16 protein-coding genes are annotated in these 15,691 nt (G+C 47.7%); 6 read left to right on the top strand and 10 right to left on the bottom strand.

Going from position 1 to position 15,691, the window contains the following annotated elements:
- Positions 1 to 13: 13 nt before the first annotated feature.
- From ACSBQN_RS12440 to ACSBQN_RS12395, 10 genes are all read right to left on the bottom strand, one after another.
- Entirely contained in the window at positions 14 to 847 is an 834-nt protein-coding gene (locus tag ACSBQN_RS12440; RefSeq protein WP_024474309.1) for a DUF4942 domain-containing protein, read from the bottom strand.
- Between the two features lie 114 nt (positions 848 to 961).
- Entirely contained in the window at positions 962 to 1,303 is a 342-nt protein-coding gene (locus ACSBQN_RS12435) for a TA system toxin CbtA family protein (RefSeq protein ID WP_289648771.1), read from the bottom strand.
- Between the two features lie 35 nt (positions 1,304 to 1,338).
- On the bottom strand, positions 1,339 to 1,665 hold the full coding sequence (locus ACSBQN_RS12430; protein WP_024474307.1) for a type IV toxin-antitoxin system YeeU family antitoxin: 327 nt from the start codon (positions 1,663 to 1,665) through the stop codon (positions 1,339 to 1,341).
- A 44-nt stretch (positions 1,666 to 1,709) separates the two neighbouring features.
- Positions 1,710 to 2,183 carry a RadC family protein gene (gene radC, locus ACSBQN_RS12425; protein WP_024474306.1) on the bottom strand — a complete coding sequence of 158 codons (474 nt, stop codon included), beginning with the start codon at positions 2,181 to 2,183 and terminating at the stop codon, positions 1,710 to 1,712.
- A 71-nt stretch (positions 2,184 to 2,254) separates the two neighbouring features.
- Positions 2,255 to 3,076, bottom strand: a complete 822-nt coding sequence (locus ACSBQN_RS12420) for a DUF932 domain-containing protein (protein ID WP_024474305.1) — start codon at positions 3,074 to 3,076, stop codon at positions 2,255 to 2,257.
- Between the two features lie 119 nt (positions 3,077 to 3,195).
- Complete coding sequence (locus ACSBQN_RS12415) at positions 3,196 to 3,606, bottom strand: IrmA family protein (protein ID WP_154902787.1); 411 nt, start codon at positions 3,604 to 3,606, stop codon at positions 3,196 to 3,198.
- A gap of 168 nt (positions 3,607 to 3,774) precedes the next feature.
- Positions 3,775 to 4,407 (bottom strand): hypothetical protein, encoded by a 633-nt coding sequence (locus ACSBQN_RS12410; RefSeq protein ID WP_337137140.1) that lies wholly within the window; start codon positions 4,405 to 4,407, stop codon positions 3,775 to 3,777.
- Between the two features lie 5 nt (positions 4,408 to 4,412).
- Positions 4,413 to 5,114 carry a WYL domain-containing protein gene (locus ACSBQN_RS12405; protein WP_024474302.1) on the bottom strand — a complete coding sequence of 234 codons (702 nt, stop codon included), beginning with the start codon at positions 5,112 to 5,114 and terminating at the stop codon, positions 4,413 to 4,415.
- A 212-nt stretch (positions 5,115 to 5,326) separates the two neighbouring features.
- Complete coding sequence (locus ACSBQN_RS12400) at positions 5,327 to 6,202, bottom strand: GTPase family protein (protein ID WP_024474301.1); 876 nt, start codon at positions 6,200 to 6,202, stop codon at positions 5,327 to 5,329.
- 95 nt (positions 6,203 to 6,297) lie between these two features.
- Positions 6,298 to 7,173: a hypothetical protein gene (locus ACSBQN_RS12395; protein ID WP_024474300.1), complete on the bottom strand. Its 876-nt coding sequence runs from the start codon at positions 7,171 to 7,173 to the stop codon at positions 6,298 to 6,300.
- 573 nt (positions 7,174 to 7,746) lie between these two features.
- Between ACSBQN_RS12395 and ACSBQN_RS12390 the strand changes: the two genes are divergently transcribed.
- The 6 genes from ACSBQN_RS12390 (at position 7,747) to ACSBQN_RS12365 (ending at position 15,687) form a co-directional block, all read left to right on the top strand.
- Positions 7,747 to 8,325 carry a rolling circle replication-associated protein gene (locus ACSBQN_RS12390; RefSeq protein WP_170921895.1) on the top strand — a complete coding sequence of 193 codons (579 nt, stop codon included), beginning with the start codon at positions 7,747 to 7,749 and terminating at the stop codon, positions 8,323 to 8,325.
- 108 nt (positions 8,326 to 8,433) lie between these two features.
- Positions 8,434 to 8,640, top strand: coding sequence for a helix-turn-helix transcriptional regulator (locus ACSBQN_RS12385; RefSeq protein ID WP_024474298.1), 207 nt, complete (start codon positions 8,434 to 8,436; stop codon positions 8,638 to 8,640).
- 84 nt (positions 8,641 to 8,724) lie between these two features.
- Positions 8,725 to 9,300, top strand: coding sequence for a hypothetical protein (locus tag ACSBQN_RS12380; protein ID WP_024474297.1), 576 nt, complete (start codon positions 8,725 to 8,727; stop codon positions 9,298 to 9,300).
- A 130-nt stretch (positions 9,301 to 9,430) separates the two neighbouring features.
- The gene (locus ACSBQN_RS12375; RefSeq protein WP_289648769.1) at positions 9,431 to 12,844 is read left to right on the top strand and encodes a DEAD/DEAH box helicase family protein; all 3,414 of its coding nucleotides are present in this window, start codon (positions 9,431 to 9,433) and stop codon (positions 12,842 to 12,844) included.
- 63 nt (positions 12,845 to 12,907) lie between these two features.
- Positions 12,908 to 14,542, top strand: coding sequence for a type I restriction-modification system subunit M (locus ACSBQN_RS12370; protein WP_024474295.1), 1,635 nt, complete (start codon positions 12,908 to 12,910; stop codon positions 14,540 to 14,542).
- Complete coding sequence (locus tag ACSBQN_RS12365; protein WP_024474294.1) at positions 14,539 to 15,687, top strand: restriction endonuclease subunit S; 1,149 nt, start codon at positions 14,539 to 14,541, stop codon at positions 15,685 to 15,687. The genes ACSBQN_RS12370 and ACSBQN_RS12365 overlap by 4 nt, the downstream gene beginning before the upstream one ends.
- Positions 15,688 to 15,691: the final 4 nt, after the last annotated feature.

The following is a 15,691-nucleotide window of genomic DNA, read 5'->3' as shown; positions in this document are numbered from 1 at the left end:
AAAACATCACATCTCATTTCGCAGGCAACATTCCCGGAAAGTGCTTCGCTACGATGTCATTCATCTTCTCCACCAGATCCAAGCGTTTAAAAGTGATATGTCCACTGCCCTTCTGAAAGTAGCGAATAGTGAACAACTCATCTTCGAAAATCTGCTGATGCGGATTATCGCGCACAAAATCCATAAACCGGATGGAGACATCACGCCGGTTATCGGGAATGGTCTTCCCATCCAGCAGGTAGAACATCCGTTCCAGATCGGCAAGCTGATCGCGCCGCCAGCCCCAATTCAGGCTGTAGCCCCATCGGTCGTGCTTCACCAGATTGTTGATGATGATCTTCTTGCCGAAACAACAGGGATTGTTGGTTTTATAGTCCCAGCTTAGTCCTTTGAATACGTTAATAATCCCACGTTCGAAAACATCCTGTTTATTGTGGTGGAGTTGTTCAAAGGTACTCAGGATGTTGGTTTCACTGATGGTCGGAAGATCGCCCTCCTCTAGGTTTTTAGCCCACTGGCTGCGGGCTTCGGCATCCATCAAGGTCAACATCCCGGACTTCAGCATGAGATCGCGCCAGATACTGCGATCGATATTGCGGGTAATCACCGGCATCGCTTTATCTACTGGTTGCATCAGCCAGCAGTCAAAGGAATGGCCCTGTCGCATCGCCCAATGCTCCGCCACATCACCACCGATGCTGGAGGTTAGCCGCGAGATATCATCAAGCTTATGGATCAGGATTTCTATCAGGCTCAGCGCAGCATCACGTCCTGTAACAATGCGTTCAATACTGGTTGAACAAATCAGCTCATTATGGTCGGTTAAAACTTCAGCTTCTGTTTGCATGATTTTTGTCCGTATAAAAGCAAACGCGCCTGCCGGGAGTGGCAGGCGCATTATGCAATGAGTAAATAAGGAAGACAGATCGGGAATGTAATTCGGGAAGGAGGCTCGCAAGATTCAGCGCGTCGAAGGATGATGACTTCGCCGCAACAGACCCGTTGCCTGTCGCGCCCGCAAAATGTCTACAGCCCGCAGATAAGGCGATTGTTCCTGCCTGCTAAATCCTCTGCGATCGATACGAACCAGTTCGTACTTTTCCACCAGAAAGTTAACGGCATCAGCCAGCGTAATACCGGCGTTGATATGCTCCTGAATAACGTTCTCATCACTGAACGGCGTGTCGTTCAGCGTCAGGCCATAGTGTTGCCCCAGCAGGCGCGTAAGTAGCGTTTGCCAGACAACTACGGGCGTCGGGCATGGCTTAGCCGCCCGCAGAGTTGATGCAGGTAAAGTTTTCATGGGGTTGTTCTCGTTAAGGGTGAGGCTAAAATCGGTCAGCGTTGAGTAGGGTAAATGACGATGTAGACGTAACCATAAGAGCCAAGCGTGTCAGCTTCACAGGTAAATCCATCATGGTACAGGGTGACACAGTGCGCATAACGGGGGTTTAGTTCCCCGGAGAGTAGCATTAACTCCATCTGCTCCACGAAATGCGGAAATGCTGCATTCAGTTTGCGGCTCTCAGCTTCATTAAAAATGCCGGTGACACCGGCCCGGTCAGCCAGGTAATGCAATTGATTTCTTTCCTGTACCAGCCGTGCTCCTACACGCGGCGTGATATCGCGTCGAAGCCCCCATTCGATGGGATCGTTTTTCTCCATCATTTCCTCCTGTTTTATATCCGTTAAGTAGGTGAAATTTCTCGCTACAGCCAGCCCCGTTCAGCAAAAGACAATATTTCGCCATTACCGATAATGAAATGGTCCAACACCCGAACCTCGACCAGACCCAGAGCGTTTACGATTTGGGCGGTGATGGTTCTGTCTGCCTTACTTGCATCCGTAATCCCTGACGGATGGTTATGGGCGACTATCACCGCTGCTGCGTTATGGCGCAGTGCAGATTTTACAATTTCACGGGGATGAACTTCGGTATGGCTGATCGTGCCGAGAAATAGAGTTTCGTGTTCCAGCAGGCGATGTTGATTATCGAGGTAGAGTACGATAAAGACTTCTCGTTCCTGTCGCGCCAGATGCAGTTGTAGCCAGGTTTTCGTACAATTCGCGGCAAGAAACTGTTCACCAGGCTGGCGCAGGTATTTCTCCAGCAGGCACATGGCGCGGCGGATAATACGCTGTTCATTCACCGGCAAAGTCGGGGGTAAAATCAGTTCAGGCATGGAGGTTCCTTTAAAGCAAAAGCCCCCGCAACCGGGAGTTACAGGGCTATCAACAAACTCGAATAAGCGATTCATGATGCAAGTTGCAGCATATTTTCAGCCATCACCCACAACGCGCGATTGAGCTTTACATCGCCGTCGATTCCTTTCACAGCACGAGTATGGGTGCGCTTTCCTTTGGTCGTTCGTCCCGACAGGCCGCCTTTAATCAGGTTTTCCTGAATACGCTGGTAAGTGGTCCACAGGTCGTCGCTTTCGTCCTGCCAGCGGCGTGGAGAGAGTGTCTGCGATTCCGTCACCGGCTGGTGATCTTTGCCATAACGATACGTCAGCGCTGCTTTTGCCAGTGCCTGCTGTGCCGGTGGAGGTAACATCAGCGACTGCATGGCGTCGCGTTTCTCTTCCACGCGGTCAAATATCCCCAACACTTCGTAAGCCCCTTCAATAACCTTCTCTACTACGTTGCCTTTATGCGGCACACGCACCTCGCCAAAACTCTCACCGCAAATCAGCCCATTCTGACAAACCGATCTGAATAATCCCGGTAACATCTGGTAAGAACTGGAGCCATCATGACTGTTAAGCAGGATGATTTCCGGCACCTGTTTACCCGTGATTTGTCCTGCGCGGCGAAGGCGCAACATGTGTTTGGTGTGTTCTCGCTTACTCTGGTCCCTCACTCGAGTCTGGCAGGCAAAGAACGGCTGGAAGCCTTCCTGTTGCAAGTTATCGAGTAAAGTGATGGTTGGAATGTAGGTGTAGCGATCGCTACGGGATTCATGCTTCTCTTCGCTGAAAACGCTGGGTACGTAATGGGCCAGTTCGTCGCGGGTTAACGGGCGGTCGCGGCGAACGAGATTGGCCGCACCGAAGCGGCTAGCTAAACGGGTCATAGCTATTCCTTATTTAGAGATTAAAAACGAAAAGGCCATGCTTCCCGAAGGAGGCATGGCCTGATGTGTAGTGAGGTGTTGTGCTAAGTTGGGACTTGGCAGAATCAAATCTAAGCCAGTTATGATGCCTTCTTCCCGGCAACCGATACTGACAGTGGCTGGTAATACTGTGGGTCGAAAATGGACAGTGGCAGCCTGACCTGGTAGCCGTTGCGCTCTTCAGTCGCCTTTATGATTTCAACAGTGCTGACGTTTTCGACACATTCATGCTCCAGAAAAGCGTCCTGAGAACGAGTGGCATCACTGTCACCAAAGGGGGCAACATCCATGGTTCCCGTAGCCAGCGTGTTGCCCGACTTATCTTTCAGCCGCAGCGAAACAGCCAATGGGCCAAAACCCATACCACTACCGCCGTTATCCAGGCGGAACTGATACGAACAGATATTACCGGGAGTCCACACCGTATCGGTGTTGCGGATGCTGATATAGCGCTGTTCATCTGCGTAAGCGGAGGATGGAAGGCACAACATTAAACCGACAATGAGAGATAAAACTTTAGCAGTTCGATTAACGAGTGGCAGGATATTGTTGCAATCTGGCTTCGCAAATATCTTTAACATTATGGTGAAAGGCATAACAATAACCTTCTGATAATCTTGGTCCATCATTCTTTTCCTTTGATAGTTATTGCGAAGAAATTAGCAGTTGCCTGTGCGACGACACAATTCCGCCAGGCTTTGCTGCGCCACCCATTGCTGTAGCTTCCGATCCTCTTCCGAGCGCTTAGCCGCCAATGCGGCCTGTTGTTGTTTATTTACGCAGTTATCCGGAATGACCGTAACTACTTGTGGGCTGAATTTCTCCCTGACTTTAGCCAGTTCGTTATCAATATTATCGACCTTAGGATAGCTGTATAGAACACTTTGCTCCGCTTCGTATCTGGCTGAGGACTGGTTATCTATAATGGCGAAGTAGCAGCCTTCCCCTTTATCATCTCCCTGATAAACCGTTTCAATATCATTGTAGGTTTCACCGACAGGACTCAGTTTTAGTTGACGAATGGTGTGGGTTTTCTTATCGGCCAGGAAAATTGCACCACCACCACGGACACGTAGCAGAAACTGCTTCGTCCATGGGTAGTTATCAATCACGCTGGCCTGATAGAGCATGTTGTGCAGCGTGTTGTCATCCATACCATCGGCGGATCTCCAGCCGTCGGCCTGCATGTATTGCCAGGCTTTAACAGTGCCGACGGTGTTTCCAGCGTCAGCCGAAAAAACAGTACCGAGGCAAAGGCTGGCGGCCAGCACTGTAGTGGTAAGCAATTTCATTGTGATTATTCCTTCTGAGGTATAAGCCCGTCGTCAGTTGCGACAAGCAATGAATGGAAAAAGCGAAAGTGTGGTAAAGCCTGAAGAAAATCCGGGCGAGAGAGGATGTCGCGCACTATTACATCTGGGCTAAAGCTATCCTTGTGTAGCGTGACCGCCCGAATATCGGTCAGGGGAAAGACGGCAATCCGTGCCTGATGCTCGCCTGTCAGATACCACTTGCCTTCGCGCAAAACCAGCCGATAGGGAGCAAGGCCTGTACACCGGCAACCGTTACCGAGCAGCGTCACCTTTCGATGTTCCGATACGGCACTTACTAACCGAGTGAATATGCCTGAGTCCGGGGATGAAACCTGGGCTGTTCCCTGCCAGATAAGGCAAGGAGACTCCCCTGATCCGCTCAACAGTGAACTGACCAGATGGTTATCCATATCAGGAAACAGTGCTTCAACGCCTGACTGGCGGGCAAATGTCATTACCGCGAGTTCTCTTTGGCGGCTACCGGATAACAAACGGCACCGGCCTTTGCGATACTCCAGGTCCAGATACATCAGCCGTTCCCGAAAGTCCCGGCGTAGGGTTCGAACCGACACACCAAATTCCATTGCCAGCGCTCGCAAATCCAGTGTTTCGCCAGCCACCAGACGGCTGATAATCAACGACAGCCTGACGGCAAGCCGGTCATGGCGGCGTTCAGCCTGAGTCATGAGACAAGTTCTCCAGTGGGATAATTTGCTGATAATAAAACGGTTATTTTAACTAGGGGGTAGGACAGGGAATGGACACAAGAAGACGTATTTTTTACAGTTGCCAAAATCAGTCGTGACGGGGCGTAAAGGGGAAACCGCCGAAATTCAGCAGATTATAAAACGTCAGAACGGACAGGGTATGTCCCGAAGATAATGGCAGGTAAGCCAGCTCAGAAGAAAATCCAGTCCCAAACGGCACGGGCAACGGATGCTACGGCATCGCGGACTGTACGAATGACCGCTTTTAGTGGCGCGGCAATAAATGATGCCGCTTCCGCAGAATCAAACACCTCACCTACTGCGCTGCCGAAACTCTCACGTGCCTGCTTTTTTACCGGTTCATTGCATAGCCTCCCATGCAATTGCGTCGCCACTGGGCTGGTGGCACGATCCGGAAGGCAACGCATCATGGTTTCTATCATTGATGGCAGATTCCAGCTTGTTCGGGCTGAGACAACGCACACCGGATGGGACGCTGAAAATAGCTGGCAAATGGACTCCAGCCTGGCCTTGATATTAGCCGACTGCTTAGGTGAAGGAGTATTGCTGGCAGAGTTCCATTCATGGCATGGCTCGATTTTGTCAGCCTGGTTAACGACAAACAGTATTCGCTGTTGGTAACCCGTCATCACTCGTCGGTAGAAGCGCTCATCCACAGAGAAAGCGCGATCATCGGCTTTGATAACCCACAGGATGAGATCCAGCTCAGGGAGGATACGACGATACAAAGATTCATATTCTTTATCCCGTTGCTCACTCTCACCGACACCGGGTAGATCTACAAGTATCAGACTATGTTCACCGCTGCTCAGACGCAATCGCAGCACTTCACGAGTGCAGGCATCGACTTCACTGACGGGCGTGACCTCACTCCGGAACAACGCATTGCAGAGCGACGATTTTCCCGCACCTGTTTTGCCCATGATGCCGATGACCGGTTCGTAGTAAGTGAGCTTGTAAATATGGTCAAGAATGTGTTTGCCGAAAGCATGGGGGAGTGACGCCAACGGTTTCTCGATGGCTTGCAAACCTTCTGATTTTTTCATGAAACGACCTCAGCCAGAAAATAAAACCCCCGAGTCAGAATGGCTTCGGGGGCATTCAATGAAATAATATCTGTCTGAATTTTTTTAAAATGTTATCACTGCTTTGATCTTTTATTTTTGTATGCAGCCATAATTGCATGTTCAACTACCTTATCGTTTGATATGCATTCATCTAAGGCTAACGTCCTTAACATCCGATGAGCATCTTCTGAAATGTAGATATTCAGTGGCTTTAGCTTTTTATATACTTTGTTTTTCAACCTATTCTTTTGTGTTGCCCATGCACTTTTGAACTTAATTTTAAATAAGCTCACTGTATCAGGTGACCCTGAGTTTTTCTTTCTCCATTCGAAGTATAGTGCGTAGCACCATGCAAGAGTTTCGTCTCTGGAATTACCACAAACACGCACACCTAAAGACGGAATATGTTTGTCTAGATAACCTTTTAACCAACCAGAAACATCATTTTCTTGAGAGGAAAAATCACTAAAAAGATCTTCATGCTCAATTAATTTAGCCCATTCTATTGCTTTAGATTTCATAAACTCCTTAGGTGTTATACTCAGCGGCCAGCTGTAAATTACCTTCCTGATATTCTGTATCCTGACAAGATGATCGGGCGGTAAAGAATCTGGAGACAAAATATCAAGAACCCCCGTTCCTAACGTCATTCCTTGTGTTTCAGAATATAATTCACATGCCAACCACAGGCTCGCACGAGCATCACTTTTAAACCATCCAAGATCAACTTCCGTAGGGAAGGAAAATGATTGATAGCTTTCCACCTCAGCGAAGAAAGTGTCTAAATCCTGCTCGTTATGACCAAGAGACTGGCAGTGTTTTCTGACACGTTCGAGGTAGGTGCGATAATTCTTATCACCTGCATGTGATGGGCAATTAATATTGTATCGCTGTAGTGCATTTTCCAGGATTTTTATCATTTCACCATCATTACGAACTACCCGAACCATTTTCAATCTCTCACGCCAATAAAATCACTTAGTGATTTACAGTAATTTTAAGTTGCATATCATCTTGTTTTACATGTACTTCACATTGATTTCAAGTGAAAAAATTCTAAGTTATCATGGTCAAATGTTACGTATTCACTGGATGCATTGGTATCTGAGTGGTGATTCTATTACAAAAATTTAGAGGCAGGAACGTCTATCAGGGCGTGGAACAGTTCAAGGATAAAGCAGTCATATCCACAAATTCGGGATACCTCAAAAGTTAGTGATAGCAAAACTGCGGTACTGTTACTTTTAGGGGGCATTTCGGTCTATGATTTGGTCGCCAATTCGTACTCCCCGTCGAGGATGGTTTTCCATCATCCTCGATTATCACCTCAGAAAACGGGTTATGCTTTAAAAAACCACAACAGAGAATTAAGGTTAATTAGTATTATTAAAAGAAGTACATACAATTATCATATCCAACATGAGTAAAAGATGATGAGCATCTACTAGATAGCCCTATCGATTTATACTCGTATAAATTTTACAGAACCACCTCTTCCTTTGAATCACTACTGAGGAAGAAAAATGAAACGACCATATAACGCCAACCCAAAGTATAAAATGGATGGGCTATTGCTGACTGATATCAATACGCATATGGAGGCTATGTTCCAGCGATTTTCAAAATTACTACCTTTCAGGATCGACTTTGCCTATAAAAAGAACTCAGCAAGCTTTGGGCATGCCTGCAAACATTCAATGTATAACGAAGTCCAAATAATGATTAAAGAGTTCGAAAAATCCCTTCCGATTGTGGGCTATTACTGGGTGATAGAGTACACGAAGAGAAAAGGACTGCATGTCCATTTTGTTTGCTATCTGAATGGGCAGTTTCAGAACTGTCATTATCCTGTGTCCCGAGCAATGGGGAATATTTGGAAACAAGTGACAAATCATGATGGATATCATCACCTTTGCGTCCCCAAAGATATTTACGAAGTCAAAATTGGCAAGGTTATCCGGCATTTTGATACGGACGAGATCGATGATCTGCGTTATGTCATTAGCTATCTGGCTAAATGTGAGCAAAAGGAAAATGGCATCATCGCGGGTAAAAGCGTGATACCGGTAAGAAGCAACCGAGGTAGACCACGCATACGCTGAACAACCTTCACTGACTTTTTACAGATTCACCGGTTGGTATGTCGGAGCTGGCATAAGTAATCATTAACCACGACTCCGGCTAACCCAATGCTACCGGAGAACTCAATCATGACCATCAAACCTTCCTTACTTGAAGACCAATTTGTCGATATGGCTTTCATTACCCGTCTATTAAGCGTCAGTGATAAGTGGATATACCGACTCATCAAAGATGGTGTCTTTCCGAAACCCATCAAGCTAGGGCGCAGTTCCCGCTGGCTACAAAGCGAAATAGAGTCCTGGTTGCAGGAGCGCATCAGCCAGTCCCGTCAGTAATCACCTTTGCGAAAACCATCAGCGTCATCTCCCCAAAGCCAATATGACGCCAGTTTGAATACAGCACATACGGATAATCCCCCCATGCAAGATACAATCGCTCGCTATAATTTTTTACTCAAAACCTACCAAAGCTGGCTTACCGATCTGACTAAACTGACTGTCAGGCATGGAATATGCCATCAGAATATTTATCCCAGCCATTACCTTACGCTGTCGACACTCTACTTCCCGGATACCGGCCCTGTTCCTGGGATCGTACCACAGTGCCTGTACCGAATGATCTATAACAAAACCAAGCCAGAACCGCTGAGTATTCAAAATGATTTACGTCTTAGCCTGGAGACTGACGGGCAATTGCTTTTTACTCACGGAGGCCTTGAAGGTGTATTGCTTAGCGAGTGTGTCAGGCTCAAGCAACGCTCACTTGCCAATAAACTGATAAGCCTGCTTCAGCAGTTCAATAACGTGGAGTATCGCCATAAGCTTGTTTGGCTTTTCTGGTATGATCGTATGCTCGGAGCGCCTCTCGACGACTGGCTGGAGAACCTTAAGAAAATGAATGATGAAGAGTTCTGCTTTTGGCTGTTACAGCGTCAGGAAGAAAACTCAAAGCTAACCCATCTAATGGATGAATATGTGAATTTTACGCACCACTGAAGTTATCCTGCCCCGTACCACGTGTTCATTCTTCAGTGCCCTGAAGATGTACAAGCTCACTTTGTTTGCCAAATTAGTGTGATATTCTTTTCAGAAATGCTGTTGTATCCACGACATAAGGCGATGATTGATGAAGCAGTCTCTCAATTTTGAAATGTTGCGCAGCCAGTGGCCGGAACTGGCAGAACTCGCGTGTATGGCGGAACGCTATGTTCACTCCGATCCGGAAAGCTGTCTGGTCAAGCTGCGCAACTACACCGAATTGATGGTGCGTTGGTTATACCGTCAGGAACGGCTGCCTGAAGGCATCAAAGCAAATCTGTACGATTTAATGAACGCCGATGTGTTTACCAGCATGATGCCGGAAGCCATCATCATGAAAATGGATGCGCTGCGTATCCACGGCAACCGCGCCGCGCACGGTGGACGTATCAAAGCCAAAGATACCTACTGGCTGCTTAAGGAAGCGTATTTATTAGGTGTCTGGCTATATGTTCGTTACGCCCACGGTAATGTTGATAACTGCCCCAAATTTTCTCTCCCTCCGTTAACGCAATCTTCAGGTCGTGCAGATGAAAAACGTCTGGAGGATGCAATCAGGGCTCAGGATGAAAGCCGTGAGCGCGAACTGGCGTTACAACGCGCACTTCAGCAAGAGCAGGAAAAAGCCGAACACCTCACCCAGCGCCTGAATGAAGCCAGAGCTCGCAACCAGCATGTTGCCGACATCCTCTCTATTGATGAAGCGGAAACCCGCCGCCGCCTGATTGACTCCCGCCTGCTTGCTGCTGACTGGAATGTAGGCGAAGAACTTAAAAATACCGATCAGGTTACGCAGGAGCATCCTGTTAAAGAACAGCCTACTGCAACTGGCGACGGTTATGCGGATTATGTCTTGTGGGATGAAGCGCATAAACCGCTGGCGGTGGTGGAAGCAAAAAAAACCAGCGTCAATGCCGAGCAGGGGCGAGTTCAGGCCCGGTTGTATGCGGACTGGCTGGAAAAAGAATATGGTCAGCGCCCGGTTATCTTCTACACCAACGGCTACGACATTTGGCTGTGGGACGACCATAAAACTCATGGTTATCCCCCGCGTCGGGTATTTGGCTTCTACAGCAAGGAAAGCCTGCAATATCTTATTCAGCAGCGAGAAACCCGTCTGCCACTGAACAGTGTGCCGCACGTTAAAGATAACGAAGGTAAGGCCGTTGCCGGACGTTTGTATCAGCTTGAAACCATTGCCCGCGTCAGCGAACGGTTTACCAATAAGTATCGACAATCGTTAATTGTACAGGCTACCGGTACAGGTAAAACCCGCGTGGCAATTGCACTAAGCAAACTGATGATTGATGCCCGCTGGGTAAAACGTGTCCTGTTTCTTTGCGACCGCAAAGAGCTACGTAAACAGGCGGCGAATGCCTTTAATCAGTTCACCAATGAGCCGCTGTATGTGGTCGGTAAATCTAAAAAAGCAGACAGGCAGAACGCCAGGATCTATATCGCCACCTATCCCGGCATGATGAAAATCATGGATCATTTTGATGTTGGTTATTTCGATCTGATCATTGCCGACGAATCCCATCGTTCTATCTACAACGTCTACGGCGATCTGTTTAAGTATTTTGATGCCCTCCAGATTGGCCTGACAGCCACGCCAATCGACATGGTGAGTAAAACCACTTTCGGCCTGTTTGGTTGTGAAGGACGTATCCCTACCGCCAACTACAGCCTGGAAGATGCCATCGCCGATAACAATCTGGTTCCCTATGAGGTTGTCACGCACACCACAGAATTCCTGCGCGAAGGCATCAAACGGGAGAAATTAAGCGACGCACAAATCCGCGAACTTGAAGAACAGGGTATCGATCCTAATACGCTGGAATTTGATGGCAAGGCGCTGGATGAGGCAATTTATAACAAAGACACCAACCGCTATATCCTGCGTAACCTGATGGAAAATGGCCTGAAAGATCGGGACGGCCAACTGCCAGGTAAAACCATCATTTTCGCCCGTAACCACAAACACGCGCTGCTGTTGAATGAATTGTTCGACGATATGTACCCGCAGTTTGCCGGACGCTTCTGCCAGGTCATCGACAACTACGATCCCCGCGCCGAGCAACTGATTGACGATTTTAAAGGGCTGGATGAAAGCACCAACAAAGAGCTGACCATCGCTATCTCTGTTGACATGCTTGATACCGGTATTGATGTTCCGGAAATTGTGAATCTGGTCTTTGCCAAGCCGGTCAAATCGAAAGTGAAGTTCTGGCAGATGATTGGCCGTGGCACGCGCCTCTGTTCGGGACTCTACGGCTACGATGAAAATGGCAAACCGCTGGATAAACAGAAATTCCGCATCTTCGATCACTGGGGCAACTTTGAGTATCACGAGCTGCATACTGAAGAGGCCGAAGTCACAGCTACTAAATCGCTGGCACAAAAACGCTTCGAAGCGTGGGTTATGCTGGGGGCCGCTGCGCAGCGTAAGTTCGACAAACAGGCGGTGGATTTAGTCGCTCACCAGCTCCGCGAGCAAATCAACGCGCTGGATGAAAAGTCGATTGCCGTGCAGGAAAAGTGGCAGCAAAAAGCGCAGTACAGCGATGAAAAAGTGCTGCGCCAGCTTTCCCCGAAAACACAGCAGGATCTGCTATCTGTCCTGGCCCCTCTGATGCAGTGGCTGGACGTTCGCGGGCAAAGCGATGCCATGCGCTTTGATATGGATATTCTGGCGGCGCAAACTGCCCGTTATACCAACCCGGAAGAGTTGGATGTGCTCTGGCCGGTCATCATCGAGAAAGTGGAACGTCTGCCGCCGCATCTGACTCAGGTGCAGCAACAGGGACAACGGATTAATCAACTTCGTGATTTAGGCTGGTGGAAGCAAGCCAGCCTGGAAGAGCTGGAGGATATCCGCATTCATCTGCGCGGTATAATGCACCTGATGGAGAAAGATGCGACGCCAAAATTTGGTTCGATACAGGTGGATATTACCGAAGATGCAAACCTAATCCAGACGGAAACCCGCAAAACCAACATCCGCTCAATTGATTTCAAACTGTATCGTCAGCAGGTTCAGGGAGCGCTGGAGCCGCTGTTCCAGCAAAATCCGGTGCTGAAGAAAATCCGCAACGGCGAGCCGGTGACGCAAAGCGAGCTGGATGAACTGGCTAAGCTGGTGCTGATCCAGAACCCTAACGTTGATATCCGGGCGCTGAAAGAGTTCTACCCGCAAGCGACCGCCAGCCTGGATAAACTTTTGCGTACCATTATCGGGATGGACAGCGATGCGGTTGAAGTGCGTTTTGCCCAGTTCGCCGCTGACAACAGCCTGACCAGCCAGCAACTGCGCTTCCTGTCATTGCTGAAAAACCACATCCGCGATTACGGCACCATTGAAATGCGGCAACTTTTTGAACAGCCGTTTACGCATATCCACAACGAAGGCGTTACTGGCGTATTCCCGGATCTAGAGCAGATCGTCCGGTTGCAAAAGATAGTCGAAGAGCTGGGTGTTGTGACCGACGCAGCGACGGTATAATACACACATGACAAGCCCCGGCAGCGGGGCTTTTATATTTATAACAGGGTATAGGCGTTAACAATGATCACCGGTGACTTAAAAAGTAAAATCGACGGGCTGTGGGAAGATTTCTGGGTGGGTGGTATCACAAACCCGCTGACCGTTATCGAGCAGATCACCTACCTGATGTACTCCAGGATGCTGGATACCCAGGAACAACGGGACGAGAAGCGTAAGCAAATCGCAGGCGTTGATTTTAAACCACGCTTTGCGCCTGAGCAGCAGGAGTTCCGCTTCAGCCACTACAGCAACCTTGGCTCGGACGAGATGATGGAAGTTGTGCGCGACGGCGTGTTCCAGCATTTCCGTCAGCTTGGGCAAGCTGAAGATACGAAAGTGACGTTGCTGGGCAACTTTATGAAAGATGCTCGCCTGGAGATTGTTAAACCGTCACTGCTGACCAAAGCCGTGGAGGTGATCAAAAACCTGCCGCTGGATCGTGGCGACACCAAAGGCGATCTCTACGAATACTTGTTAAGCAAGCTGACCACCGCCGGGATCAACGGTCAGTTCCGCACGCCACGCCACATTATCCGCACAATGGTTGAAATGATGGAGCCAAACCCGGCACGTGGTGAAACGATCTGCGATCCGGCCTGTGGTACGGGCGGTTTTCTGGCAACCAGTTATGAGTACCTGCTGGAGAAATACAGTTCACTGGAGTCCATTCATACCGAGATTGGCACCAACGAACGCGGCGAATTAGAAGAGCAAAAAATCTTTACCGGCGATCTGCTGACGCCGTGGCGTGACCATGTGGATAACAACATGTTCCACGGTTACGACTTTGATACCACCATGCTGCGTATTGCCGCCATGAACCTGATTATGCACGGAGTTGAAGAGCCGGATATTCATTATCAGGACACCATGAGCCAGAGTTTCAGTACCAACTTCCCGCAGGCCAGTAAAAACGCATTCAACCTGATTCTGGCGAACCCGCCGTTTACTGGTTCTCTGGATGAGGAAGATATCGACTCCACGCTGTCGGCGATGGTGAAAACCAAGAAAACCGAGCTGCTGTTCCTGGCGCGTATTCTGCAAATGTTAAAAGTGGGCGGGCGCAGTGCCACTATCGTGCCGCAGGGCGTATTGTTTGGTTCCAGCAAGGCGCACCAGTCGCTGCGTAAAACGCTGGTGGAAGATAACCAACTGGAAGCGGTGATCAACCTGCCTTCCGGCGTATTTAAACCTTACGCGGGTGTAGCGACGGCGATCCTGATCTTTACCAAAGGCGGCCAGACGGATGAGGTCTGGTTCTACGATCTACAAAACGACGGCTACAGCCTGGATGACAAGCGTAACCCAATAAAATACAACGATTTGCCGCATTTATTAGCGAGCTGGAAGCATTACCGTATTTTGCGAGGGCTACCAGTTGATAATTTTATGGGCGAGAGATCAGCCTCGTTGCTTAAGCAGCAATATCCGGAAGGGATTGATGCTGGTGTTGATTTTAAAGATCGCACTCAGGCGGCGTTTGTAGTACCGAAAGAGGATATTGCGGCGCAGAAATACGATCTCTCTATTAATCGTTATAAAGAGGTGGTGTATCAGGCTGAGGTATATGAAGATCCGAAGGTGATACTAAAGCGGTTAAAAGATTTGGAAAAAGAAATTCTGGCGGATTTGGATGAGCTGGAGGGGATGCTGTGATTGACAGTAAATTAGTAGAATTTGTCGAGAAAGATTTTTGTAGTGTTGTAAAAGACCTTACTTCAGGAAATCCTAAGATAGGAAGTAAAGATTACCTTACAGAAGGAAGATTTCCAATAATTGATCAAGGAAGCAACTTTTGCAGTGGTTATACAAACTCTAAAGAGCTTTTATGTAATATAGAGCTACCATGTATCATTTTTGGAGATCATACCAGAGTATTAAAGTATGTTGATACCCCATTTGCTCTTGGAGCTGATGGGGTAAAAGTTCTGAAGCCAATAAAGGGATTAAGCGAAAAATATCTTTTTTATTTTTTAAAAAATTTAGATATTCCGTCAGCGGGATATAGTAGGCACTTTAAATTCCTGAAAGAAAATAATATTAAGTATCCGTTACAGCTAAGTGAGCAAAAACGTATCGTATCTATTCTTGATAAAGCCGATGGTATACGCCAAAAACGCGAGCAAGCTATTAAACTGGCTGATGATTTTTTACGTGCTACGTTTTTGGATATGTTTGGCGATCCTGTTGAAAACCCAAAAAAATTAAAAAAATCCCCTATTACTGAATTGGCTGATATCATCACAGGATTTGCATTCAAAAGTAATGATTACGTTGGTGATTCATCAGAATCGGTACGGCTTTGCAGAGGGGCAAATACGCTTACGGGGTATTTAGATTGGGCTGATACAAAATTCTGGCCAAAAAATAAACTAGAAAAACTAGATAACTATTTAATTAAGGCAGGTGATATTATCCTTGCTATGGACCGTCCGTGGATATCCAATGGGTTAAAAGTATGCATATTTCCTGAAAGTCAGCGAGAAACGTACTTAGTTCAGCGTGTAGCTAGGTTACGTCCTCGCAGTGAATCTTATGTAAATTATATTTATAGTTGCATTAAATCGCCTGCTTTCGAAAACCATTGCTGCCCAACAGAAACAACGGTGCCACATATATCTCCAGTTGAACTTAAAAACTTTGAAGTTTTAATTCCACCCGACAAACTCATGGATAAATTCCATTCGATTGCATCAACAATCAATAATAGCTTAAATAAAATGGCATCAGGCGATATTAGTAGCGACGCTCTTTTATCTAAGTTAAGTCAGCAGGCTTTTTCAGGACATCTTAAGAGGTAAGTAC

The sequence above is a fragment of the Morganella sp. B601 genome, from assembly GCF_051172335.1.
In the GTDB taxonomy this organism is placed as follows: domain Bacteria; phylum Pseudomonadota; class Gammaproteobacteria; order Enterobacterales; family Enterobacteriaceae; genus Morganella; species Morganella morganii.
Note: the sequence above shows the minus strand (reverse complement) of the source record. Positions and strands in the feature narration are given on the sequence as shown.